The sequence below is a fragment of the Streptomyces sp. NPDC091271 genome (assembly GCF_044757505.1).
Lineage (GTDB): Bacteria > Actinomycetota > Actinomycetes > Streptomycetales > Streptomycetaceae > Streptomyces.
Genome location: NZ_JBIVVD010000002.1, coordinates 874,883 through 897,322, shown reverse-complemented (window position 1 = coordinate 897,322; position 22,440 = coordinate 874,883). Strand labels below are relative to the sequence as shown.

Here is a 22,440-nt window from a genome sequence, read left to right as displayed (position 1 = left end):
GGGGTTGCCCGCGCGGGGGTCAGTTGCCGACACGACGGCGCAGATCCTGGAAGGCGGTGTAATTGGCGATGACCTCGATGCGGCCGGGCGGAGCCATCTGGACGGCCTCGTCCAGGGTCTCGCAGACGCGGAAGTCCAGTCCGGCCACCTCGAGCCGGACCGCGAGGTCCAGCTTGCGGTCACCGAGCACGAAGATCGGGTGACCGTAGAGCTGGGTGTAGTCGACGTCCCACAGCCAGGAGGTGTCGGTGCCGTCGGCGCCACGCGCGTTCACGGACAGGATCACCGGGGTCGGCGGCGGGTCGATCAGGGAGAACGTCTCGAGCCAGCCCGCCGGGTTCTTCGCCAGCAGGAGCCGGAGCTCACGGCCGAGGAAGGTGACGACGTCGTAGCGGCCCGCCACGGCCTGCACCTGGTACATGCGCTCCAGGGCGACCTGCGGCGGTACGCCGAAGACCGCGGCCACGGCGGCCGAGCTCGTGGCGTTGGCCTTGTTGGCCCGGCCCGGCAGCTGGAGGTGGATCGGCCACGCGGAACCGTGCGGGTCCAGGACGTAGTCGCCGTTCAGCGCCCAGCTCGGGGCGGGGCGGCGGAAGCCGCACTCGCCGCAGAACCAGTCGTCGCCGGGGCGCTGCATCACACCGCCGCAGGACGGGCAGGACCAGGCGTCGTCCTTCCACGCCTGCCCCGCCGCGACCCACACGACATTGGGGGAGGAGGAGGCGGCCCAGACGATCAGCGGGTCGTCGGCGTTGGCCACGATCACGGCCTTCGAGCCCGACAGGCCCTCACGCCACTTCTCGGCCAGCATCCGGGTCTCCGCCGCGCGGTCCAGCTGGTCGCGGGAGAGGTTGAGCAGCGCGATGACCTTCGGTGTCGTGTCGCGTGCCACACCCGCGAGGTACTTCTCGTCGACCTCGATCACGCCGTACCGCGCGTCGGAGCCACCTGCCAGCGCGGAGGTGATCCCCGCGGGCATGTTGGCTCCGAGTGCGTTCGACACGACGGGACCGGCCGCCGTGAGCGCTTCCGCGATCAGCCGGGTGGTGGTCGTCTTGCCGTTCGTCGCGGACACGAGGATCACGTCCAGGTGCTGCGCCAGCCGCCCGAGCAGGTCGGGGTCGAGCTTGAGCGCCACCCGGCCGCCGATCACCGATCCGCTGCCGCGCCCCGCAGCGCGCGACACCGCCGCCGCTGCCTTGCCCGCCGTCACGGCGAGCTTGGCCCGCGGCGACAACGGCTCCGTGTTGCCTGCCATCGTCCTAGATCCTCCTTGCGTAAGTCCTCGCCCAGCCTATCGATGTCCGGCGCGCCGACCGCACCTCGGCACCAGGGGGAACGTGGAGGTCACGTGGAACGTACGCTTCTCCCCATGCGAAACCGCCCGATCCCCGGCAGTACCGGACGCGTTCGCGCCATGACTCTGCTCGGCGCCCCGGTGCTCCACAGTCCGTGCGACGACGTCACCGACTTCGGCCCGTCGCTCGCCCGGCTGGTGGAGGACATGTTCGCCACCATGTACGCCGCGAACGGTGTGGGGCTCGCCGCGAACCAGATCGGCTCCCCCCTCAAGGTGTTCGTCTTCGACTGTCCGGACGACGACGAGGTCCGGCACCTGGGCCACGTCGTCAATCCCGTACTGGTCGAGGCGGACGGCATCACCGTACGCGGACCGGAGGGATGTCTCTCGCTTCCGGGGCTCGAAGCCGCGACCCCGCGTTTCGACCATGCGGTGGTCGAGGGCCGGACGGTGACGGGGGAGCCGGTGCGGATCGCAGGCACCGGATGGTTCGCCCGCTGCCTGCAGCACGAGTGCGACCACCTCGAAGGATCGGTCTACACGGACCGGCTCACGGGGCTGCGCCGGGCCAGGGCGCTGCGTGCGGCCCGACGGGCGCCCTGGGCGCGTACGGCCGCCGACGACTGAGCTCCGGAGCCGGCCGGTCGCTCAGAACCCCTGGCCGCCGGGTAGGTCGCCGGCCTCGGCGAGCCTGCCCCAGAGCAGGTCGGCGAGGCTGCGTACCAGCTGTTCCCGCGAGCACGGCCGGTCGCCCAGCCACCAGTCGCCGGCCGCGTGCATCATGCCGACGATGCCGTGACCCCAGATGCGGGCCATCTGCTCGCTGTCCGGACCGAGATCGACCCGCTCCGCGATCACCTTCCCCAGCTCCTCGCCGAGGCGGCGCAGCAGCGGCGCGGAGTGACGGCCCACGTCGAAGCCCTGTTCGGGCGAGGGGGCCGCGTCGTCGGACGGGTGCATCAGGAAGCGGTAGACCTGGGGGCGCGCCTCGATCGCCGCGAGGTAGGTGTCCAGGGTCGACTCGACCCGTTCACGACGCTCGGAGGGCGCGTCGAGCGCGGCCCGCAGAGCGCTCAGCAGCGCGTCGGTGTGGCGTTTGGCGAGCGCACGGTAGAGGCCGCCCTTGTCGCCGAAGTGCCGGTAGAGGATGGGCTTGGTGATCCCGGCCTCCGCGGCGATCGCGTTCATCGACGCCTTCGGGCCGTCCCTGAGCACCACTCGGTCCGCGGCTTCGAGCAGCTCCCGGCGGCGGCGTTCGGCCGCAGTCCGCTGCCGTTCGGCCCCTCTTGTGGTCTCCATGTCGTTTCTCCCGCCCCACCCAACTGTCCTGCGATCTCGTCACGCCCGGGCAACGTAACACCCTGGGTCCGTCGGGCGCGGATCCGCAGCTGACTGGTTGACAGAGGCTACTTGCTGGTAACAGACTGATGTTACCGCTAGTAACGGTTTTATCCGGAAGTGCATGGAGGGAACATGGCCGAGTTCACGCTCGAGCTCAACGACGACCAGAAGCAGGTCCGTGACTGGCTGCACGGATTCGCCGCCGAGGTGATCCGGCCGGCCGCTTCGGAGTGGGACGAGCGTGAGGAAACGCCCTGGCCCGTCATCCAGGAGGCGGCCAAGGTAGGCATCTACTCCCTCGACTTCTACGCCCAGCAGTTCTTCGACCCTACGGGCCTGGGCATCCCCATGGCCATGGAGGAGCTCTTCTGGGGTGACGCGGGTATCGCCCTGTCGATCGTCGGCACCGGCCTGGCGGCCGTCGGCGTCCTCGCCAACGGCACCGAGGAGCAGATCGGCACCTGGATCCCCCAGATGTACGGGGACGCCGACGACGTGAAGGTCGCGGCCTTCTGCTCCTCCGAGCCGGACGCCGGTTCCGACGTCGCCTCGATGCGCACCCGCGCGGTGTACGACGAGGCCAAGGACGAGTGGATCCTCAACGGCACCAAGACCTGGGCGACCAACGGTGGTATCGCCAACGTCCACGTCGTCGTCGCCGTCGTCGACCCCGAGCTGGGCTCGAAGGGCCACGCCTCCTTCATCGTCCCGCCGGCCACGCCCGGCCTCTCGCAGGGGCAGAAGTTCAAGAAGCACGGCATCCGCGCCTCGCACACGGCTGAGGTCGTCCTCGAGGACGTCCGCGTACCCGGCCACTGCCTGCTCGGCGGCAAGGAGAAGCTCGACGAGCGCCTCGCCCGGGCCCGCGAGCGCGCCAGGTCCGGCGGCGAGCGCGTGAAGAACGCGGCGATGGCGACGTTCGAGGCCTCCCGCCCGGCCGTCGGCGCCATGGCGGTCGGCACCGCCCGCGCCGCCTACGAGGTCGCCCTCGACTACGCGAGGACACGGACCCAGTTCGGCCGCCCGATCATCGACAACCAGGGCATCGCCTTCCAGCTGGCCGACATGCGTACGCAGATCGACGCGGCCCGGCTGCTCGTCTGGCGCGCCTCCTGGATGGCGAGCGCCGGCAAGCCGTTCACCGCGGCCGAGGGCTCGATGTCGAAGCTCTACGCGAGCGAGACGGCGAAGACGGTCACCGCCCAGGCCGTGCAGATCCTCGGTGGCAACGGCTTCACCCGTGAGTACCCGGTCGAGCGCATGCACCGGGACGCCGCGATCTACACCATCTTCGAGGGCACGAGCGAGATCCAGCGCCTGGTCATCGCCCGCACCCTGTCGGGGATGCCGATCCGCTAGCCACGACCGTTCGTGACCGGCCGCCGGCTTCGGCCGGCGGCCGATTCGTCGTCGTGGAGTGTGCGCGGGCAAGCGGGCGGCCGGGTCGTCGCGCCGGGTGGACGCCGGTTCCCCCGGGTCAACCGATCAAGTCCAGGACGGGCGCACTCATGAGGCCCGAGGCCGGGCGGCGTACGCGCAGCCTTTCCGAGCACCTGCCGGACGCTCCGCCGCGTGAAAGCGCGTGGCCGGTGAGGCCGAAGGGCCGGACCGCGTACCGGTCCGGCCCTCGTGCTGTCCGTACCGCTACCGCGGCAGCTGCGCCTCGACGGCCGCCACGACCTCGGGCGCCTCCGGCTCGGTACGGGGGCGGATCCGGGCGACCGGCTCACCGGCCGGGGAGATCAGGAACTTCTCGAAGTTCCACTGGACGTCCCCCGCCGCGCCCTCGGCGTCGTCGAGCTTCGTCAGCTCCGCGTACAGCGGGTGCCGGTTCTCGCCGTTGACGTCGATCTTCTCCAGTAGCGGGAAGCTGACCCCGTAGGTGGTCGAGCAGAACGTCTGGATCTCCTCCGCGGTCCCCGGCTCCTGGCCCGCGAACTGGTTGCAGGGCACCCCGAGAACGGTGAAACCACGGTCCGCGTACTCCTTCTGGAGCCTTTCCAGGCCGGCGTACTGCGGAGTGAGCCCGCACTGGGAAGCGACGTTCACCAGCAGGACCGCCGAACCCTTGTAGGCGCCCAGGGTGGTCGGTTCGCCGGCGAGCGTACGGAGCGGGATGTCGTGCAGCGTCATGTGATGTCTCCTCGGTGGCGTGGCGTCCCTCTCATTGTGACGGCCCCTTCGGGGGAGCCTCCCGCGGGTCCAGCGCCCGGTAGTAGAGCGTGGTCGCCTTGAGCGTGCCGTACGGGTCCGTCGCGTAGTCAGGCACCGAGCCGCAGGGCGTCCACCCCGCCGAGCGGTAGAGCCTCTCGGCATCGCTTCCCGTCTCGGTGTCCAGGACCAGCAGCGTCAGCCCCTCGTCGGCGGCGGACCGCTCGAGCGCGGTGAGCAGGGCCCGGCCGACCCCCCGGTTCCGGGCCGACGGCCTGACCACGAGCTTCGCGACCTCGGCGCGGTGGCGGGCGTTGGGCAGGGGCGCCTTGACCAGGCCGATCGTGCCCACCAACCGCTCGTCGTCCCGGGCGATCCAGACCTGGTGGCTCCCCGACTCGACGGCGGCGGCCCGCTCCCGCCACCAGATGGCGGCCGCCGCCCGGTCCAGCGGGGCGAGGAAACCGACGGAGGCCCCTCCCTCCACCGCCTCGATCAGCAGGGCGGCGAGCTCATCGGCGTATGTGATCAGTTCGGGGCCGGACACGGGGACGATCTCGGTCATGAAGCGGGTCCTTTCACATTCACGGCAGGACAATCATCAGTGCGTAGCGGACGCGTAGCGGGCCCGGACAGCGGAAGTGCGAGGGGCCGCGCAGCCGGAAGCGCAGGCAGTCGCCCTCGTGCACGGTGTGCGTGGTTCCGCCGACCGTGATCTCGACCGTGCCCTCGAGCACCCAGATGTGCTGCTCCACACCGGGCACCGGCGCGTTCTCGTACGAGAGCGCCGCGCCGGCGTCGAGCGTGCCTTCGACGACCTCGGCGCGCAGACCGGGGTGCGGCGGCGAGACGGAGCGGCGCACGAACCCGGACGGCTCGTCCCGCCACACCGGCTGCCGCGCGGCCGGGACCAGCTGCGGCGGCTCCGCCTCCACCTCCATCAGCAGCCGCGACATCGTGCGCCCGTACACCGTGCACAGCCGGCCGAGCACGGCGGTGGTGGGACTGAGCTCCCCGCGCTCCAGCCGCGACAGGGTGGAGCGACTCACACCGGCGCGGCGGGACAGCTCGTCCAGCGACCACCCGTGTTCGGTGCGGAGCGCACCCAGCCGTACCGCGAGGCGGTCGTCGACGCTGTCGGGCGGCACCTCGGGCTCTCTCATATGCGGGAGCTTATCTCTGTTCTGAGAAGAGTGCCGATCAGGTGATGCCGTGTCAGGCTGATAAACGGAACATAAGCCGTGAAGTGACCCGATCGGGTCGCTCATCGGCTGGGAGCCGAGGAGGCCCACATGGCTGGAAGTGCAGCAAGCGGAACGAAGGTGGGGCACGACACCGCCGGCGGGCGCGGAGCCCAGTCCGGCTGGACCGTGTTCGCGGCGGTGATGATGATCTTCGGTGGGGCCATGGCAGTCCTTGAGGGCATCGCCGCCATCGCCAAGGACGATCTGTTCGTCTCGACGCGCAACTACGTGTTCCAGTTCAGCCTCACGGGCTGGGGCTGGGTGCATCTCATCCTGGGGATCGTCGTCGTCCTCGCCGGTGTCGCCCTCTTCAGCGGGGCCCTCTGGGCGCGCGCCGTCGGTGTCGTGCTCGCCGGGCTCCTGGTGGTCGCCCACTTCCTGTGGCTCCCCTACTACCCGTTCTGGTCGCTGGTGCTCATCGCCATCAACATCTTCGTCATCTGGGCGCTGTGTGTGGGTCCTCAGAAGAGCGTCCGAGCCTGAGCGTGAGGACGTAGGACACCACCACGGAGACGATCACGAGCGGCATCACCGTCACGCCCTCGGATCCCAGCAGCAGTGTGGCGAGCAGTACCGAGGTCATCGGCAGCCTGAGCATCGCCACGCACATGGCCCCGATGCCCATCGCGAAACCCGAGGTGTCGTTCAGGCCCGGCAGGTGCGACAGTGCGAGCCCGCCCGCCGCGCCCAGGAACATCGACGGGAAGATAGGGCCGCCCCTGAAGGCGCTCAGCGAGGTCGAGTACGCGAGCGCCTTGCAGATGATCAGCACGAGGAGCGTCCCCACCGTGTACGTGGCGTCCTCGGCGAGCAGGCCGCCGAGGGCGTCCTGGCCCGAGTACAGCACCTCGGACGCGCTCCTTCCCGTGCTCTCGGCGTAGAGGAGTGCGAGGACACCGACGACCAGGCCCATCACCACGGCCGCGATCACCCGCCGCTGCTCGACCCGCCCCTGCAAGGCCAGGGAAAGTCTCCTGATGCCCGTGCCCACCAGCGCGGCCGCGGCCCCGAGAACGAGGGCCCAGCCGAACTCGGCGACGGTGGGCTGGGGGGCGTGAGGGACATGGGGGAGGGTCAGGGAGTACGTGCCCAGGCCGGTCCACGATCCCAGGCCGATGAAGATGAGTGACCCGATACCGGAGGCGAGAAGCCCTGGAACGAGCACCATGCCGAGCATCATTCCGGCGAGGCCGGACGCCTCCATCAGCAGGAAAGCGCCGAGCAGCGGCGATCCCAGGAGAGCGCTGACCGCGGCGAAGCTCCCCGCGGCCGCCACCATCGCGGTCGCACTCGGCTGGATGCCCGGCTTCAGCAGGCGCGCCGCGCAGACGGCCAGCCCCCCTCCGAGGGCGATGAGCGGGGCCTCGGGCCCGAGGACCGCGCCGAGACCCAGGGACGCCAGCGCGGCGAGCGCGACTCCTGGCAGTTCCGCGGCGGTCGGTGCCCCCGTGTTCACGAAGCCTTCGGCCGGCTTGTGGCCGCCCGTTCCCGGGAGGTGGCGGATGGCCAGTCCCGTCAGCAGGCCCGCCACGGCGAGCAGCGGGACCGGCCACCACGACGGCGTGCTCCCGAAGCCCAGCGCGTGGGGCAGATCCTTGTAGGTCAGGGACTGGAGCTCGTGGACGAGCGCCAGGAAGCCGAACGCGGCCGCGGAGATGGGGACTCCGAGGAGCGCCACCATGACCAGCAGTACGGCGTATCCCCGGGTGCGCACCACGGTGAGAGGATCCGGGTGTTCGGTCCCGGGCGCTGCCCCGGGTTCGGCCGACATCGGCATGGTCTCCTCAGCGTCGGGTCCCTGCCGGAACATGCTGTCCCGCCGGGATCCACACGGTGATACCACGATGTGGCGTTCTGTCCGTGATGTACCCACTGTCCATGCCCGGCGATTCGGGACTCCGCTACCGTGCGTCCGCCCCGGCGGAGGGAAGAGCGCCCGCCGCCACCGCGTCGACCAGCGCCCTGTGATCCCGCTCGTTCCGGTCGGCGTACAGCTCGGCGAACGTCGACAGTGCCCGGTCGAACACGTCACCGTGCCCCAGATAGGCCGCGATGGCTATCCGGTCACCGGATCGTGCGTGGGCACGGGCCAGGGTCGTCCCGCACAACTCACCGAAGGCGGCCATCCCGCGCGGCACCATGAGTTCCGGTTCGGCGATGCCCTTCCAGTCGCGCAGCTGGCGTACGTAGAAGTCCCGGCGCCGCCCGTCGATCCCGTCCACCCGCTCCCAGCCGAGGAAGATGTCGCCCGCCGCCTGCATCAGGCGCTGGCCGGCCACCACGCGCTCGCCCTGGTTCCGGTACGCGCTCGGCCCCGCGAACGGCGCGAGTACCGAGGTGTCGGCCTCCTTGGCCTGCAGGAAGAGCGGATCACCGCCGTCCCGGCCGAGCAGGAGAATGATCCAGCAGCGGGTTCCGACGCTGCCCACCCCCACGACCTTGCGGGCCATGTCGACCGGCTGGAAGTCGGCGAGCAGGGCGCGCCGGTCCGACGGGAGGCTGCGGCCGTAGCGTCGTACGAGTCGCCGGAACTGCTGCTCCGTGGCGTCGCGCTCGTCCCGCAACAGGTCCGCGACCGGTACGAGCAGCGGCGGATCCGCCGAGAGCCGGAGCCGCCCACCGGACACCTCGGTGAGCTTGTCGAAGGCCTGCAGGCTGTCCCGGGTGCGGGCCTTCGCGGTCACTCCGGCCAGGCGCTCGCGGCCTTTGGCGGCCAGTTTGCCGGCGCCCACCGCCCGGAGCTGGTCCTCGTCGATCCGCGTGTACCAGACATCGAGGTTTCGCATGCCCGCGAACCGGATCATCGACTCCCGGTAGGACCGCACCGTGGCCCGCACGATGCGCTTCCGCTCGCGGTCCGTGAATCCGTTCGCACGCCCCGCGATGACGAAGCTGGCCGCGAGGCGCTTGACGTCCCACTCCCAGGGGCCGGGCAGCGTCTCGTCGAAGTCGTTGATGTCGAACAGCAGGTGGCGCTCGGGTGAGGCGAGCAGCCTGAAGTTCAGCAGGTGGGCGTCGCCGCAGAGCTGGGCCCGGAGTCCGGAGTCCGGCGTCCCGGCGAGGTCGGAGGCCATGACGGCCGCGGCGCCCCGGTAGAAGCGGAACGGCGACTCCGTCATCCGCCCGTAGCGGATCGGGACGAGCTCGGGGACGCGGGCCGCCGACTGTGCCTCCAGCACCGTCAGCGGATCGGGCCGGTCCGGCGGCGGGTCGAAGACGCCGTGGCTCGAACGGGGCGCCCTTCCACGGGCCGCCTTGCCGAGAGCGGCCCGTTCCTCGGGCGTCGCGCCAGGTACGGCACGGAGTGGTGAAACGGCTTCCCGGGGCATGTCGGCCCTCCTGGCGCGAGCGGGGCCGTGCGGCCCCGCTTCCCATCATCCCGGGCCGGCGGGATTCCGGCCGCTCAGGAGCCACTTCTCAGGTCTGCCCGCCGTGCGCAGGGCGCTCGTGCGGGCCTCGGTGAGCGACACGATGCCCACCACGCCGGCCAGGGCGGCGACGGCGACGGAGAAGAAGTTCGGGGTGTTGATCAGATCGGACACCGGTCGCAGTCCCAGGTCGAAGGCCTGGGACTGCAGACCGAATCCGCGGATGAGCAGACTGAAGAGGAAGGTGACCGCGATCGTCAGCAGAAGGCCCGCGCACAGGGCGGGACAGCCCCTTGCGCACCATGGCCCGGTCGCCCCGGTCGAAGCCCAGCGCCACGGCGACGATCGCTCCGTATTCGGGACCGACGACCATCGCCCCGACGATCAGGATCTGGGAATTGGTGACGATACCGACCGATCCGATGAGCCCCGCGATGACCAGGTACAGGCAGAAACTCGGTGCATACCTGCCCTCGGACCGGATGCGCGCCTCCACCTGGTCCCGGACCGGAGCGTGCGCCGTCGCGCCGAGCCGGCGCGACGCACCCTCCGAGGCCCGTCCGGAGAAACGCCATGTCGACCGGCTCGATGACGACGGAGCCCCGCAGGTCGATCTGGAGGTCGCGGCGCACGGACCGGTGGGCGACCTGCGGACAAGCGCGCTGATCGCGTCACAGGGGGTCGTCGGCCGGTTCGCCGCCCCGCGCTTCGGCCCCCCGAGCACCTTCGCCGCCCTGCTCGACCACGATCGCGGAGGCTGCGTCCGCTGTCGCCCGAGGACGCGGAGAGCTACGCCGGGCCCTGACGAGGCGCTCGACCGGCAGCGGGACCGACCGTCAGTCCTTCGCGTCGTCCCACTCCGTGCCGAGCAGCGGGCTGTCGAACGTGCGCAGCACGGCCACGAGCACCGCACCCAGCCGCCGGTCGTACCCGGGCGTGTGCAGGTGCACCGTGTCGCCCTTCGACCTGAACTCCAGCGCGGCCCGCCCGCCCGCACGCCACACGATGCGGCGGGGCCCACGCGCCGCGTCACCGTCGCCGCTGAGCAGACTCACCACAATGATCAACGTCTGCAGCGGGGACAGCAGCCACCACACGCACCACCAGAGGATCCGGCCCTTGAAGCCCACCGCCTCCTGGCCACCCGCCGCAGTCACCGTCCAGCGGGTACGCAGCCCCCTGCCCCGCAGTGCCTTCTCACGGACGATCGTGCCGATCAGCTCCCCCTGCGCCCCGAGCACCTGGTAGGCCGCGACACCGCTCCCGGCGGACACCGTCACCAGGGTGGCGAGCCGCTCCCGGCGGTGCTCGTCCGCCCACAGGACGAAGAAGCGCGCACCGCTTCCCCGTGCCGCCCGGTAGGCGGGTATCCCGCCCGGCGGCAGTTCGCGCTCCACGTACGCCGCGACGCGCTCGGGCGCCGGCCCGTCCGCGCACAGCACCTGGTGCCCCACCGGAGCGGCGATGCCGCCCCCGGCCGGCCCCTCGCCCCGTGGCGCGGGCACCATCCTCAGTACGCTGCTCACCGCTGTGCCCCTCCGTGGTGTGTCACACCGGCCTGAGAGGATCCGAATGTGGAACCGCCCGAGCCCTTTCCCGAACTCTTCCCCGGACCCCAGCCGGACGCCGGCCGTCGCGAGGGCCGGCGCCCGGTGAGGTGCGCCCTCTGCGGGCGGCCCCTCACCGGCGCGGAATCACGCCGCACGGGGCTGGGCCCCTCCTGCGACGCCAAGCTGCACCCGGCGGGCCCGGACATCCGGACCCGCCGCCACGAGGTCGACCAGGACCCGCTGCCCGGCACCTGACCGACCCCGTTCGCAGGGCCTACGCGCCGTCGAGACGGCGGAACAGCCCCTCCTGCACCACGGACACCAGCAGCTGCCCCTGACGGTCGTAGATCCGCCCCCTGGCCAGGCCGCGCCCACCCGTGGCGATCGGCGACTCCTGGTCGTAGAGGAACCACTCGTCCGCCCGGAACGGCCGGTGGAACCACATGGCGTGGTCCAGCGACGCCATGTCGAAGCCGCGCGGCCCCCACAGCGGCTCGACCGGGATCCGTACCGCGTCCAGCAGCGTCATGTCGCTCGCGTACGTCAGCGCGCACGTGTGCACGAGCGGGTCGTCGCCCAGGGGGCCGACCGCGCGCATCCAGACCGCGCTGCGCGGGTCCGCGTCCCTGACCTCGTCCTGGGTCCAGCGCAGCCGGTCGACATAGCGGATGTCGAAGGGCTGGCGGCGGGCCATGCGCTCCAGCGCCTCCGGCAGACCGCCCAGGTGCTCGCGCACCTCGTCGGCGACCGTCGGCAGCTCGTCCGGACCGGGCACCACGCGGGCCGGCGGCAGCTGGTGCTCGAAGCCGGCCTCCTCCGGGCGGTGGAAGGACGCCGTCAGATTGAAGATCGTCCGGCCCTGCTGCACGGCCGTGACCCGGCGCGTGGTGAAGGACCGGCCGTCCCGCACCCGCTCCACGTCGTAGACGATCGGCACGCCGGGACGGCCCGGACGCAGGAAGTAGGCGTGCAGCGAGTGGACGGGACGGTCCCCGTCGGTCGTGCGGCCGGCCGCGACCAGCGCCTGGCCCGCGACCTGCCCGCCGAAGACCCGTTGCAGGGACTCGTCGGGACTGCGGCCGCGGAAGATGTTGACCTCGATCCGCTCCAGGTCGAGCAGATCGACCAGGCTGTCGGCGGGGTTCGTCATGCGGTTCTTCTCCACTCTCCTGGCCGGCGCGCCGTCACAGCTGGCCCACGGCCGTGACCCGGACGACCGCCCGGCCCTCCTCGTCGGAGGCCGCGAGATCGACCTCCGCACGAATTCCCCAGTCATGGTCCCCTGCCGGGTCGGCGAAGGCCTGCCACACCCGCCAGAGACCGTGCTCCTTGTCCTCGTCGATCTTCAGCAGCTTCGGGCCGCGCGCGTCCGGGCCCGTACCCAGCTCCTCGTGCGCTTCCCAGTAGTCGTCCATCGCCTCGCCCCAGGCGTCCTCGTCCCAGCCGGAGTCGGCGTCCAGCTCGCCCAGGTCGCGGACCCGGTCCAGCGCGGCCAGCTCCACCCGGCGGAACATCGCGTTGCGCACCAGCACACGGAAGGCACGGGCGTTGGCCGTCACCGGCTTGACCTCGTCGGCCCGCTCCTGCGCCTGCTCGGCGGTCTCCACCTCCGGGTTGGCCAGCTGCTCCCACTCGTCCAGCAGGCTGGAGTCCACCTGACGCACCATCTCGCCCAGCCAGGCGATCAGATCCTCCAGGTCCTCCGACTTCAGGTCGTCGGGGATGGTGTGCTCGAGGGCCTTGTACGCGCTCGCCAGATACCGCAGGACGATGCCCTCGGTGCGGGCCAGCTCGTAGTTCGAGGTGAACTCCGTGAAGGTCATGGCCCGTTCGTACATGTCGCGGATCACCGACTTCGGCGACACTGGGTGGTCACCGACCCACGGGTGGCTCGTGCGGTACACGTCGTACGCGTGCCAGAGCAGCTCGCTCAGCGGCTTGGGGTACGTGACCTCCTGGAGCAGCTCCATCCGCTCCTCGTACTCGACACCGTCCGCCTTCATCCGCCCGATGGCCTCGCCCCGCGCCTTGTTCTGCTGGGCGGCCAGGATCTGCCTCGGGTCGTCGAGCGTCGACTCGACGACGGAGACCATGTCCAGGGCATACGAGGGGGATTCGGCGTCCAGCAGGTCGAAGGCGGCCAGCGCGAAGGTGGACAGCGGCTGGTTGAGCGCGAAGTCCTGCTGGAGGTCGACGGTGAGCCGTACGATCCTGCCCTCGGCATCGGGTGTGTCGAGCTGCTCCACCACGCCGCCGTCGAGCAGCGAGCGGTAGATCGCGATGGCCCGGCGGATGTGCCTCAGCTGCGCCTTGCGAGGCTCGTGGTTGTCCTCGAGCAGATGACGCATCGCCTCGAAGGCGTTGCCCGGGCGGGCGATCACCGAGAGCAGCATCGTGTGCGTGACCCGGAAGCGGGAGGTCAGAGGCTCCGGCTCGGACTGGATCAGCTTGTCGAAGGTGGTCTCCGACCAGGCGACGAAGCCCTCGGGGGCCTTCTTGCGGACCACCTTGCGCTTCTTCTTGGGGTCGTCGCCCGCCTTCTTGACGGCCTTCTCGTTCTCGATGACGTGCTCGGGAGCCTGTGCGACGACGAAGCCCGCCGTGTCGAACCCGGCCCGGCCGGCCCGGCCCGCGATCTGATGGAACTCACGTGCCCGCAGGGTGCGCACGCGGGTGCCGTCGTACTTGGTGAGAGCGGTGAAGAGCACCGTGCGGATGGGGACGTTGACACCGACACCCAGCGTGTCCGTGCCGCAGATGACCTTCAGCAGGCCCGCCTGCGCGAGCTTCTCGACGAGGCGGCGGTACTTGGGGAGCATGCCCGCGTGGTGCACCCCGATCCCGTGCCGCACGTAACGGGAGAGGTTCTGGCCGAACTTGGTGGTGAAGCGGAAGTTGCCGATCAGGTCGGCGATCTTCTCCTTCTCCTCCTTCGTGCACATGTTGATGCTCATCAGCGACTGGGCCCGCTCCACCGCGGCGGCCTGCGTGAAGTGCACGATGTAGACGGGCGACTGCCGGGTGTCCAGGAGCTCGGTGAGCGTCTCCGTGATGGGTGTCAGGCGGTACTCGTAGCTCAGCGGCACCGGCCGGGTCGCGGAGCGCACCACGGACGTCGGGCGGCCGGTCCGGCGGGTCAGGTCCTCCTCGAACATCTTGACGTCGCCGAGGGTGGCCGACATCAGGACGAACTGTGCCTGCGGGAGCTCCAGGATCGGGATCTGCCACGCCCAGCCGCGGTCCTGCTCCGCGTAGAAGTGGAACTCGTCCATCACGACCTGGCCGATGTCGGCGTACTTGCCGTCACGCAGCGCGATCGACGCGAGCACCTCGGCGGTGCAGCAGATGACCGGGGCGTCGGCGTTGACCGAGGCGTCCCCGGTCAGCATGCCGACGTTCTCCGTGCCGAAGAGCTTGCACAGGTCGAAGAACTTCTCCGAGACCAGCGCCTTGATGGGCGCGGTGTAGAAAGTGACCTTGTCCTGGGCCAGTGCCGTGAAGTGCGCACCCGCCGCGACCAGGCTCTTTCCGGACCCGGTGGGGGTGGAGAGGATCACGTTGGCCCCGGAGACCACCTCGATCAGCGCCTCCTCCTGAGCCGGATAGAGGGTGATGCCCTGCGATTCGGTCCATGACGAGAAGGCCTCGAAGAGGGCGTCCGGGTCTGCGGTCGGGGGCAGCTGATCGATAAGGGTCACGCCCCCATCTTGCATGCCTCCGGCCCGGATGAGGGAACCGGAGGAGCCGGTGAAGATCACGGACGATACGCTTCCCACTCAACTCGGCTGCCGCACACAGACGATGGCGGCCCGGCCTGGACACACGGCCGAATCACGATGGGGGCGGGAACAGCCATGATGGGACCGGCACACTCTCTGTCAGGGGCAGCGGCCTGGCTGGGGGTGGGCGCCGCGGCCGCCGCCATGGGCCACACGATGCCCTGGCCCGTCCTGGTCGTGGGCGCCCTGATCACCGCCGGCGCCGCGCTCGCCCCGGACCTCGACCACAAGTCGGCCACCATCTCCCGGGCCTTCGGACCGATCTCCAAGGGCGTCTGCGAGATAGTCGACAAGCTCTCGTACTCCGTCTACAAGGCGACCCGGGGCCCCGGCGACCCGCGCAGGAACGGCGGCCACCGCACCCTCACCCACACCTGGCTCTGGGCGGTGCTGATCGGCGGCGGAGCCTCGGCCGCCGCCGTCTTCGGCGGCCGGTGGGCGGTCCTGGGCATCCTCTTCGTCCACCTCGTGCTGGCCGTGGAAGGCCTGCTGTGGCGGGCGGCCAGGGTCTCCAGCGACGTCCTCGTATGGCTGCTGGGTGCCACCAGCGCCTGGATTCTCGCGGGGGTGCTCGATCAGCCGGGCAACGGTTCGGACTGGCTGTTCAGCGCGCCCGGCCAGGAGTACCTCTGGCTCGGACTCCCGATCGTGCTCGGTGCCCTCGTCCACGACATCGGCGACGCCCTGACCGTCTCGGGCTGCCCGATCCTGTGGCCGATACCGCTGGGCCGTAAGCGGTGGTATCCGCTCGGGCCGCCGAAGGCCATGCGGTTCCGGGCCGGCAGCTGGGTGGAGCTCAAGGTGCTGATGCCTCTCTTCATGATCCTCGGGGGAGTGGGCGCCGCGGCGGCGCTCAACGTCATCTGACGCCGGAGCGCTCTCCGGGGGGCGGTGGGCCCGCCGCCGTAGCACCATGGCGGCATGCTGCTCGCCAGGCTCGCCCATGTGTCCCTGGAGGTCGCCGCGACGTCGGCCCGTACCCGGAAGACGGCCCTGCTGGCCGGGCTCTTCCGGGAGGCGGGGCCGGACGACGTCCCGGTCGTCATCCCCTACCTCGCCGGGCGCCTCCCGCAGGGCCGGCTCGGGATCGGCTGGAGCGCCCTGCGCCACGACGTGACGCCCGCCGACACTCCCACGCTGACCGTCACGCAGACCGACGCGGAACTGACGGCCATCGGATCCCTCGGCGGCCCGGGCTCGCAGGCAGCCCGCAAGGAACGTCTGACCGGCCTTCTCGCTGCCGCCACCGCCGACGAGCAGCGCTTCCTTCGCGCACTGCCCACCGGTGAGGTACGGCAGGGCGCGCTGGACGCCGTCGCCGTCGACGCCCTGGCCGACGCCGCCGGAGCACCGCCCGCCGACGTACGGCGCGCCGTCATGCTCGCCGGGTCGCTCGGACCCGTCGCCCGTACGCTGCTCGCGGAGGGCCCCGGGGGCCTCGCGTCCTTCCGGCTCACCGTCGGACGGCCGGTCCAGCCCATGCTCGCGCACACCGCCCGCTCGGTGACCGAAGCGATCGACCGGCTGGGGTCCTGCGCCGTCGAGGAGAAGCTGGACGGGATCCGCGTACAGGTGCACCGCGACGGCGAGCGGGTCGGCGTCTACACCCGCACCCTCGACGACATCACCGACCGGCTCCCCGAACTCGCAGCGGCGGTGACCGGATTCCCCGCAGGCCGGTTCATCCTCGACGGCGAGGTGATCGCGCTCGGGGACGACGGGAGGCCCCGGCCGTTCCAGGAGACCGCCGGCCGGGTCGGATCCCGGCGCGACGTCGCCACCGCGGCGGGCGCGGTCCCCGTGGTCCCCGTCTTCTTCGACGTGCTGTCCGTCGACGGCCGCGAGCTCCTCGACCTCCCCTTCGCCGAACGCCACCGGGAACTGGCAGGGCTGGTCCCCGAGCCGATGCGCGTACGCCGCGTCGTCGTGGAGGACCCGGCGGACGAGGCGCAGCGCGAGGCGGCCGTGGCGTTCTCCGAGGCCACACTGGCCCGCGGCCACGAGGGCGTCGTCGTCAAGGGCGACACGGCGGTGTACAGCGCCGGCCGCAGGGGCGCCTCCTGGCTCAAGGTGAAACCCGTGCACACCCTGGACCTCGTGGTGCTCGCCGCCGAATGGGGCCACGGCCGGCGCACCGGGAAGCTCTCCAACCTGCACCTGGGGGCACGCCGGGAGGACGGCACGTTCGCGATGCTGGGCAAGACCTTCAAGGGGCTCACGGACACGGTGCTCACGTGGCAGACCGAACGGCTCCAGGAGCTGGCCACCGGCGACGACGGACACGTCGTGACGGTGCGCCCGGAACTCGTCGTGGAGATCGCCTACGACGGACTCCAGGCCTCCACGCGCTACCCGGCGGGCGTCACGCTGCGGTTCGCCCGTGTCCTGCGCTACCGCGAGGACAAGCGGGCCGAGGAGGCGGACACGGTCGACACGGTGCTCTCCCGCCGGACATGACCCCGGCCCCCGCCCCGCGGCGGGGACAGGGGCCGGGCGGGGCGGTTCAGCCGCGGACGTCGGCGCCGGCCGTGTGCGCGCGGATCTCCTCCGGCGTGAGATACGCGTCCGTGTACTCGAAGTCGCGCAGGGTGGCCTGCTTGCGGGCCTGGAACCCCGTCCGCACGAAGTCGTCACCGGCGATCGCGTTGAGCAGCCAGTTGGTCATGACCCGGGTCTTCGCGACATTCGTCCGCAGCGCAGCCCAGTGGTAGCCGCGCGCCGCGGCCTGGGCCGGCAGGCCCTTCAGCTCGATGCCCAGCGGTTTGGACACCGCGTCACGGCCACCGAGGTCCACGACCAGACCGAGGTCCTTGTGGACGTACGGCTGCAACGGACGGCCGCGCAGCGAGGCGATGATGTTGTCCGCGAGCTTGCGGCCCTGGCGCATGGCGTGCTGCGCGGTGGGCGGGCAGATCGCCCCGTCGCCCTTGGCAAGGTCCGGCACCGCCGCCGCGTCGCCGAGCGCGAAGACGCCGTCGCTGCCGGGCAGCGTCATCTCCGGCGTCACGGCGAGCCGGCCGCGCACCGTCTCGGCGTCGAGCGTGGCGACGAGCGGACTCGCCGCGACGCCCGCGGTCCAGATCAGCGTGCGGCAGGGGAGCACCCGGCCGTCCGTGAACGTCACCTTGTCCGGCCCGGCCTCGGCCACGGAGACACCGAGCGAGACCTCGATCCCGCGCTTGCGCAGGATCTCCAGGGCGCTGAGACCGAGCTTGTCGCCGAGCTCCGGCATGAGCTTCGGCGCGATGTCGATCAGATGCCACTTGATCAGCTTGGGGTCCAGCCTGGGGTAGTGCTTGACGGCGTTGGTGGTGAGCAGCTGCAGACACGCGGCCGTCTCCGTGCCCGCGTACCCGCCGCCCACCACCACGAACTGCAGCCGGGACGCCCTCTCCTCCTCGTCGTGACTGGCATCGGCCAGATCGAGCTGGGAGATGACGTGGTCCCGGATGTAGGCGGCCTCGGCCAGGGTCTTCATGCCCCGGGCGTTCTCGACCAGCCCCGGGATGTCGAAGGTCCGGGTGACGCTGCCCGCGGCCAGCACGATGTAGTCGTACGGCTCGTTCACGATCTCGTCCGTGATCTTGCGGACCACACAGACCTTCGCCTTCGTGTCCACCCCGATGGCCCCGCCCGGCACGATCCGGGTGCGATGGCGCCGGCTGCGGCGCAGGGAGACGGCGACCGACTGGGGGGTGAGCACCCCGGAGGCGACCTGGGGGAGCAACGGCAGGTAGAGCTGGTACGAGAACGGGGTGACGAGCGCGATGTCCGCCTCGCCGGGCGCGAGGGTGCGCTCCAGCCGACGCACGCACTCGACCCCGGCAAAGCCGGCGCCGACAACGAGAATCCTGGGTCGTGCCACGGTGTGCGTCCCTTCTCGGGTTTACGCGGTCATCGCTCGCCTGCCCCGTATCCGAGGCCAGTCACTCCCTCATCCTTACCGGAGGGGACCGAGTTCGCCTCTTGTGCGCCGGGGCCCTGCCGCCGGGACGGTGACGCGCGGCAGGGCCAGGCCGGGACGGCGACGGCCGCCCGTCGCTCAGCCGTGCCAAGACCTCCAGAGCGACGCGTAGGCACCCTCCGCGGCCACCAGCTCGTCGTGGCTGCCCAGTTCGCTGATCCGGCCGTCCTCGACCACCGCGATCACATCCGCGTCGTGCGCGGTGTGCAGCCGGTGCGCGATCGCCACCACCGTGCGGCCGTCCAGCACCTGCGCCAGCGACCGCTCCAGGTGCCGGGCCGCCCGCGGGTCGAGCAGCGACGTCGCCTCGTCCAGCACCAGCGTGTGCGGATCCGCCAGGACGAGGCGGGCCAGGGCGATCTGCTGCGCCTGAGCCGGGGTGAGGGCCAGACCGCCCGAGCCGACCTCCGTGTCCAGACCCGCGTCGAGAGCCTTCGCCCAGCCGTCCGCGTCCACGGCGGCGAGCGACGCCCACAGCTCCGCGTCCTCGGCGCCCGTACGGGCGAGCAGGAGGTTGTCCCGGAGCGAGCCCACGAACACGTGGTGCTCCTGGTTGACGAGAGCCACATGGGTCCGTACCCGCTCGGCCGTCATCCGGGACAGCTCGGCACCGCCGAGCGAGACCGAACCGGCCCGGGGCGCGTAGATCCCCGCCAGCAGCCTCCCCAGCGTGGACTTGCCCGCACCCGACGGACCGACCAGCGCCAGCCGCGTACCCGGGGCGACGTCCAGGGACACCTCGTGCAGGACGTCGACGCCCGCGCGGTAACCGAAGTGCACCTCCTCGGCCTTCACCTCCCGGCCGTCGGGACCGACGAGGTCGTCACCGGCGTCGGGCTCGATCTCCCGTACACCGACGAGCCTGGCCAGCGACACCTGGGCGACCTGCAGCTCGTCGTACCAGCGCAGGATGAGACCGATCGGGTCCACCATCATCTGCGCCAGCAGCGCCCCCGTCGTCAGCTGTCCGACGGTGATCCAGCCCTCGATCACGAACCAGCCGCCGAGCATCAGCACCGCGCCGAGGATCGTCACGTACGTGGTGTTGATGACCGGGAAGAGCACCGAGCGCAGGAAAAGGGTGTACCGCTCCCATGCTGTCCACTCCGCGACCCGACGGTCCGACAGCGCGACCCTGCGGGACCCCAGCCGGTGGGACTCGACGGTCCGCCCGGCGTCGACGGTCTCGGCGAGCGCGGCCGCGACCGCCGCGTACCCGGCCGCCTCCGAGCGGTACGCCGAGGGCGCCCGCCGGAAGTACCAGCGGCAGCCGACGACCAGCACGGGAAGCGCGATCAGGACGGCCAGCGCCAGCGGCGGGGCGGTGACGGTCAGCGCGCCGAGCAGCAGCCCCGCCCAGACGACCCCGATCGCCAGCTGCGGCACGGCCTCACGCATCGCGTTGGCCAGCCGGTCGACGTCCGTGGTGATCCTGGACAGCAGATCACCCGTACCGGCCCGCTCCAGGACACCGGGCGGCAGGCCCACCGAGCGTACGAGGAAGTCCTCGCGCAGATCGGCCAGCATCTCCTCACCGAGGATCGCCCCGCGCAGCCGCATCGCCCGCGTGAACACGGTCTGCACGACCAGCGCCAGGGCGAACACCGCGGCGGTGCGCTCCAGATGGAGGTCGGTGACACCGTTCGACAGGTCCTCGACGAGCCCGCCGAGCAGGTAGGGCCCGGTGATCGACGCGATCACCGCGATCGCGTTGGCGGCGATCAGCACCGCGAACGCCCTGCGGTGGCGCCGCAGCAGGGCGCGTACATACGTCCGTACCGTCGTCGGCGTACCGACCGGCAGGGTCGTCGCCGACTGCGGTGCGGCCGGGTCGTACTCCGGTGTGGCCAGGCCGATCATGCCGTCTCCTCGATTTCCTCGGCCGCCCGGAGGCCGCCGGACGCGGGGATCCCGTCCCGCGCAGCGGCTTCGTCCTCGGTCTCACGGGTCACGACCGCGCGGTACCGGTGGTCGTCCCGCAGCAGTTCGCGGTGCGTCCCCGCCGCGACGACCGTGCCCTCGTGCAGGAGCACGACGCGGTCGGCGACGTCCAGCAGCAGCGGTGACGAGGCGAACGCCACCGTCGTACGGCCCCGGCGCAGCAGCTCGACACCGGCGGCGACCCTGGCCTCCGTATGGGAGTCCACGGCGGACGTCGGCTCGTCGAGCACGAGCGCCTCCGGGTCGGTGACCAGCGACCGGGCCAGCGCCAGCCGCTGCCGCTGGCCGCCGGACAGGGACCTGCCGCGCTCGGTGATCCGGGTGTTCATCGGGTCTCCGTCCGCGTCGACGGACGCCTGCGCCAGCGCGTCCAGCACGTCACCGCACCGGGCGGCGTCGAGCGCGTCCTCGGCCGACACGCCGCCCGAGGACGGGACGTCCAGCAGCTCCCGCAGTGTCCCGGAGAGCAGAACCGGGTCCTTGTCCTGCACCAGTACCGCGGCACGTGCGGTGTCGAGCGGCAGCTCGTCCAGCGGCACACCGCCGAGCAGCACCGAGGGGGCCGGCACGGAAACGTCGTCGTCCGGCTCGGTGTGGCCACCGAGCCGCTCCGCCAGCCGTCCCGCCTCGTCGGGATCGCCGCAGACCACAGCGGTGAACAGGCCCTGCGGCGCCATCAGTCCGGTCACCGGGTCGTACAGATCGCCCTGGGGCACGGCGGTGTCCGCCGTCGGGGGGCGGGTACTGCGACGCAGGGACAGCACCCGGACCGCGCGCTGCGCGGACGGCCGCGAGAAGGAGTACGCCATGGCGATCTCCTCCACGTTGCGCAGAGGGAAGAGCATCAGGGTCGCCGCGCTGTACACGGTGACCAGCTGGCCGACGTCGATCCGGCCGTCCCGGGCCAGCGTCGCGCCGTACCAGACCAGCGAGATCAGCAGAACTCCTGGCAGGAACACCTGGATCGCCGAGATGAGCGCCCACATCCGCGCACTGTGTACGGCCGCCTCGCGGACCTCCTGGGACGCACGCCGGTAGCGGTCGAGGAACAGCTCCTCGCCGCCGATGCCACGCAGCACCCGCAGCCCGGCGACCGTGTCGGAGGCCAGCTCCGTGGCCCGGCCCGCCTTCTCACGCTGGAGATCCGCCCGGCGGGTGGCCCGGGGGAGCAGCGGAAGTACGGTCAGGGCGAGGACCGGGGTGGCGATCGCGACCAGCACACCGAGCGAGGGCAGGTAGAAGACCAGCCCGACGCAGATCAGCACCAGCGCGGTCGCAGCAGCCAGGAAGCGCGACAGGGCCTCGACGAACCATCCGATCTTCTCGACGTCGCCGGTGGAGACCGCGACCACTTCTCCGGCCGCCACCCTCCGGGTCAGCGCCGAGCCGAGCTCGGCGGTTCTGCGCGCCAGCAGCTGCTGAACCCGCGCCGCGGCGGTGATCCAGTTGGTGACCGCCGTCCGGTGGAGCATGGTGTCGCCCAGGGCGATGAGGATGCCCAGGACGGTGAGGAGGACGCCGGCCCTCGCGAGGTCACGGCCGGACCGGTCGATGACGGCCTCCACCGCCAGGCCGACGGCGAGCGGGAGGCCCGCGATCGCGCAGTGGTGGAGCAGCCCCCAGGCGAGGGACTTGAGCTGGCCGGTGAGCTGGTTCCGCCCGAGCCAGTAGAGAAAACGGGGGCCTGACCTTACATCGGGATCGCCGGGATCCGAGTACGGAAGATCGCGAATCTGCATGACGTCCCAAGGATCGGAAGCGGAGATCCGTGGAGGACCTCGTGGAACAGTGGGGACCAAACC

19 protein-coding genes and 1 pseudogene are annotated in these 22,440 nt (G+C 71.3%); 6 read left to right on the top strand and 14 right to left on the bottom strand.

Annotated features, from left to right (window positions below; genetic code table 11):
- Window positions 1–19: 19 nt before the first annotated feature.
- Window positions 20–1,258 (bottom strand): MurT ligase domain-containing protein, encoded by a 1,239-nt coding sequence (locus ACIQM3_RS11115; RefSeq protein ID WP_031094061.1) that lies wholly within the window; start codon window positions 1,256–1,258, stop codon window positions 20–22.
- Window positions 1,259–1,372: 114 nt separating this feature from the next.
- Between ACIQM3_RS11115 and def the strand changes: the two genes are divergently transcribed.
- Window positions 1,373–1,927, top strand: a complete 555-nt coding sequence (gene def, locus ACIQM3_RS11110; protein ID WP_401621985.1) for a peptide deformylase — start codon at window positions 1,373–1,375, stop codon at window positions 1,925–1,927.
- A 21-nt stretch (window positions 1,928–1,948) separates the two neighbouring features.
- Here the strand turns inward: def and ACIQM3_RS11105 are convergent, their stop codons facing one another.
- Complete coding sequence (locus ACIQM3_RS11105) at window positions 1,949–2,599, bottom strand: TetR family transcriptional regulator (RefSeq protein WP_362927748.1); 651 nt, start codon at window positions 2,597–2,599, stop codon at window positions 1,949–1,951.
- Between the two features lie 174 nt (window positions 2,600–2,773).
- On the opposite strand from ACIQM3_RS11105, the gene ACIQM3_RS11100 reads away from it, so the two are divergent.
- Window positions 2,774–4,000 (top strand): acyl-CoA dehydrogenase family protein, encoded by a 1,227-nt coding sequence (locus ACIQM3_RS11100; protein WP_401621982.1) that lies wholly within the window; start codon window positions 2,774–2,776, stop codon window positions 3,998–4,000.
- 285 nt (window positions 4,001–4,285) lie between these two features.
- On the opposite strand, the gene ACIQM3_RS11095 is transcribed toward ACIQM3_RS11100, so the two are convergent.
- Genes ACIQM3_RS11095 through ACIQM3_RS11085 form a run of 3 tightly spaced genes read right to left on the bottom strand, consistent with a single transcriptional unit; the run spans window position 4,286 to window position 5,955 of the window.
- Window positions 4,286–4,774, bottom strand: coding sequence for a glutathione peroxidase (locus ACIQM3_RS11095; protein ID WP_401621979.1), 489 nt, complete (start codon window positions 4,772–4,774; stop codon window positions 4,286–4,288).
- A gap of 31 nt (window positions 4,775–4,805) precedes the next feature.
- Window positions 4,806–5,357: a GNAT family N-acetyltransferase gene (locus ACIQM3_RS11090; protein ID WP_401621976.1), complete on the bottom strand. Its 552-nt coding sequence runs from the start codon at window positions 5,355–5,357 to the stop codon at window positions 4,806–4,808.
- 19 nt (window positions 5,358–5,376) lie between these two features.
- Window positions 5,377–5,955 carry a helix-turn-helix domain-containing protein gene (locus tag ACIQM3_RS11085; protein ID WP_401621973.1) on the bottom strand — a complete coding sequence of 193 codons (579 nt, stop codon included), beginning with the start codon at window positions 5,953–5,955 and terminating at the stop codon, window positions 5,377–5,379.
- 129 nt (window positions 5,956–6,084) lie between these two features.
- On the opposite strand from ACIQM3_RS11085, the gene ACIQM3_RS11080 reads away from it, so the two are divergent.
- A complete protein-coding gene (locus ACIQM3_RS11080) occupies window positions 6,085–6,519 on the top strand; it encodes a hypothetical protein (protein WP_401621970.1) in 435 nt (144 codons plus the stop codon).
- On the opposite strand, the gene ACIQM3_RS11075 is transcribed toward ACIQM3_RS11080, so the two are convergent.
- From ACIQM3_RS11075 to ACIQM3_RS11060, 4 genes and pseudogenes are all read right to left on the bottom strand, one after another.
- The gene (locus ACIQM3_RS11075) at window positions 6,473–7,807 is read right to left on the bottom strand and encodes a chloride channel protein (RefSeq protein ID WP_401621967.1); all 1,335 of its coding nucleotides are present in this window, start codon (window positions 7,805–7,807) and stop codon (window positions 6,473–6,475) included. The two genes, ACIQM3_RS11080 and ACIQM3_RS11075, sit on opposite strands and share 47 nt — an antisense overlap.
- A gap of 130 nt (window positions 7,808–7,937) precedes the next feature.
- Window positions 7,938–9,365, bottom strand: coding sequence for a DUF2252 domain-containing protein (locus ACIQM3_RS11070; protein ID WP_401621964.1), 1,428 nt, complete (start codon window positions 9,363–9,365; stop codon window positions 7,938–7,940).
- Between the two features lie 108 nt (window positions 9,366–9,473).
- A pseudogene (locus ACIQM3_RS11065) lies at window positions 9,474–10,113 on the bottom strand (DUF389 domain-containing protein); the annotation flags it as partial.
- 127 nt (window positions 10,114–10,240) lie between these two features.
- On the bottom strand, window positions 10,241–10,930 hold the full coding sequence (locus ACIQM3_RS11060; RefSeq protein WP_401621962.1) for a hypothetical protein: 690 nt from the start codon (window positions 10,928–10,930) through the stop codon (window positions 10,241–10,243).
- A gap of 48 nt (window positions 10,931–10,978) precedes the next feature.
- Here ACIQM3_RS11060 and ACIQM3_RS11055 point away from each other — a divergent pair, with 48 nt between their 5' ends.
- Window positions 10,979–11,209: a DUF6011 domain-containing protein gene (locus ACIQM3_RS11055; RefSeq protein ID WP_401621959.1), complete on the top strand. Its 231-nt coding sequence runs from the start codon at window positions 10,979–10,981 to the stop codon at window positions 11,207–11,209.
- A gap of 19 nt (window positions 11,210–11,228) precedes the next feature.
- On the opposite strand, the gene ACIQM3_RS11050 is transcribed toward ACIQM3_RS11055, so the two are convergent.
- The gene (locus ACIQM3_RS11050) at window positions 11,229–12,104 is read right to left on the bottom strand and encodes an acyl-CoA thioesterase (protein ID WP_401621956.1); all 876 of its coding nucleotides are present in this window, start codon (window positions 12,102–12,104) and stop codon (window positions 11,229–11,231) included.
- Window positions 12,105–12,138: 34 nt separating this feature from the next.
- Entirely contained in the window at window positions 12,139–14,652 is a 2,514-nt protein-coding gene (locus tag ACIQM3_RS11045) for a DEAD/DEAH box helicase (RefSeq protein WP_401621953.1), read from the bottom strand.
- A 156-nt stretch (window positions 14,653–14,808) separates the two neighbouring features.
- Between ACIQM3_RS11045 and ACIQM3_RS11040 the strand changes: the two genes are divergently transcribed.
- Window positions 14,809–15,600, top strand: coding sequence for a metal-dependent hydrolase (locus ACIQM3_RS11040; RefSeq protein ID WP_401621950.1), 792 nt, complete (start codon window positions 14,809–14,811; stop codon window positions 15,598–15,600).
- Between the two features lie 54 nt (window positions 15,601–15,654).
- Complete coding sequence (locus ACIQM3_RS11035) at window positions 15,655–17,190, top strand: ATP-dependent DNA ligase (protein WP_401621947.1); 1,536 nt, start codon at window positions 15,655–15,657, stop codon at window positions 17,188–17,190.
- 46 nt (window positions 17,191–17,236) lie between these two features.
- Here ACIQM3_RS11035 and ACIQM3_RS11030 read toward each other — a convergent pair whose 3' ends face one another.
- The 3 genes from ACIQM3_RS11030 to ACIQM3_RS11020 all read right to left on the bottom strand — a co-directional run bounded on the left by ACIQM3_RS11030 (window position 17,237) and on the right by ACIQM3_RS11020 (window position 22,377).
- Complete coding sequence (locus tag ACIQM3_RS11030; protein WP_401621944.1) at window positions 17,237–18,598, bottom strand: NAD(P)/FAD-dependent oxidoreductase; 1,362 nt, start codon at window positions 18,596–18,598, stop codon at window positions 17,237–17,239.
- A 177-nt stretch (window positions 18,599–18,775) separates the two neighbouring features.
- Window positions 18,776–20,557, bottom strand: coding sequence for an ABC transporter ATP-binding protein (locus ACIQM3_RS11025; RefSeq protein ID WP_401621941.1), 1,782 nt, complete (start codon window positions 20,555–20,557; stop codon window positions 18,776–18,778).
- Window positions 20,554–22,377, bottom strand: a complete 1,824-nt coding sequence (locus ACIQM3_RS11020) for an ABC transporter transmembrane domain-containing protein (protein WP_401621939.1) — start codon at window positions 22,375–22,377, stop codon at window positions 20,554–20,556. Before ACIQM3_RS11020 ends, ACIQM3_RS11025 begins: the two co-directional genes overlap by 4 nt.
- Window positions 22,378–22,440: the final 63 nt, after the last annotated feature.

Bases quoted from the DNA above. Each gene is read 5' to 3' on its own strand.
- ACIQM3_RS11115 (WP_031094061.1), bottom strand. From the start codon at position 1,258: ATGGCAGGCAACACGGAGCCGTTGTCGCCGCGGGCCAAGCTCGCCGTG.
- def (WP_401621985.1), top strand. From the start codon at position 1,373: ATGCGAAACCGCCCGATCCCCGGCAGTACCGGACGCGTTCGCGCCATG.
- ACIQM3_RS11105 (WP_362927748.1), bottom strand. From the start codon at position 2,599: ATGGAGACCACAAGAGGGGCCGAACGGCAGCGGACTGCGGCCGAACGC.
- ACIQM3_RS11100 (WP_401621982.1), top strand. From the start codon at position 2,774: ATGGCCGAGTTCACGCTCGAGCTCAACGACGACCAGAAGCAGGTCCGT.
- ACIQM3_RS11095 (WP_401621979.1), bottom strand. From the start codon at position 4,774: ATGACGCTGCACGACATCCCGCTCCGTACGCTCGCCGGCGAACCGACC.
- ACIQM3_RS11090 (WP_401621976.1), bottom strand. From the start codon at position 5,357: ATGACCGAGATCGTCCCCGTGTCCGGCCCCGAACTGATCACATACGCC.
- ACIQM3_RS11085 (WP_401621973.1), bottom strand. From the start codon at position 5,955: ATGAGAGAGCCCGAGGTGCCGCCCGACAGCGTCGACGACCGCCTCGCG.
- ACIQM3_RS11080 (WP_401621970.1), top strand. From the start codon at position 6,085: ATGGCTGGAAGTGCAGCAAGCGGAACGAAGGTGGGGCACGACACCGCC.
- ACIQM3_RS11075 (WP_401621967.1), bottom strand. From the start codon at position 7,807: ATGTCGGCCGAACCCGGGGCAGCGCCCGGGACCGAACACCCGGATCCT.
- ACIQM3_RS11070 (WP_401621964.1), bottom strand. From the start codon at position 9,365: ATGCCCCGGGAAGCCGTTTCACCACTCCGTGCCGTACCTGGCGCGACG.
- ACIQM3_RS11050 (WP_401621956.1), bottom strand. From the start codon at position 12,104: ATGACGAACCCCGCCGACAGCCTGGTCGATCTGCTCGACCTGGAGCGG.
- ACIQM3_RS11040 (WP_401621950.1), top strand. From the start codon at position 14,809: ATGATGGGACCGGCACACTCTCTGTCAGGGGCAGCGGCCTGGCTGGGG.
- ACIQM3_RS11035 (WP_401621947.1), top strand. From the start codon at position 15,655: ATGCTGCTCGCCAGGCTCGCCCATGTGTCCCTGGAGGTCGCCGCGACG.
- ACIQM3_RS11025 (WP_401621941.1), bottom strand. From the start codon at position 20,557: ATGATCGGCCTGGCCACACCGGAGTACGACCCGGCCGCACCGCAGTCG.
- ACIQM3_RS11020 (WP_401621939.1), bottom strand. From the start codon at position 22,377: ATGCAGATTCGCGATCTTCCGTACTCGGATCCCGGCGATCCCGATGTA.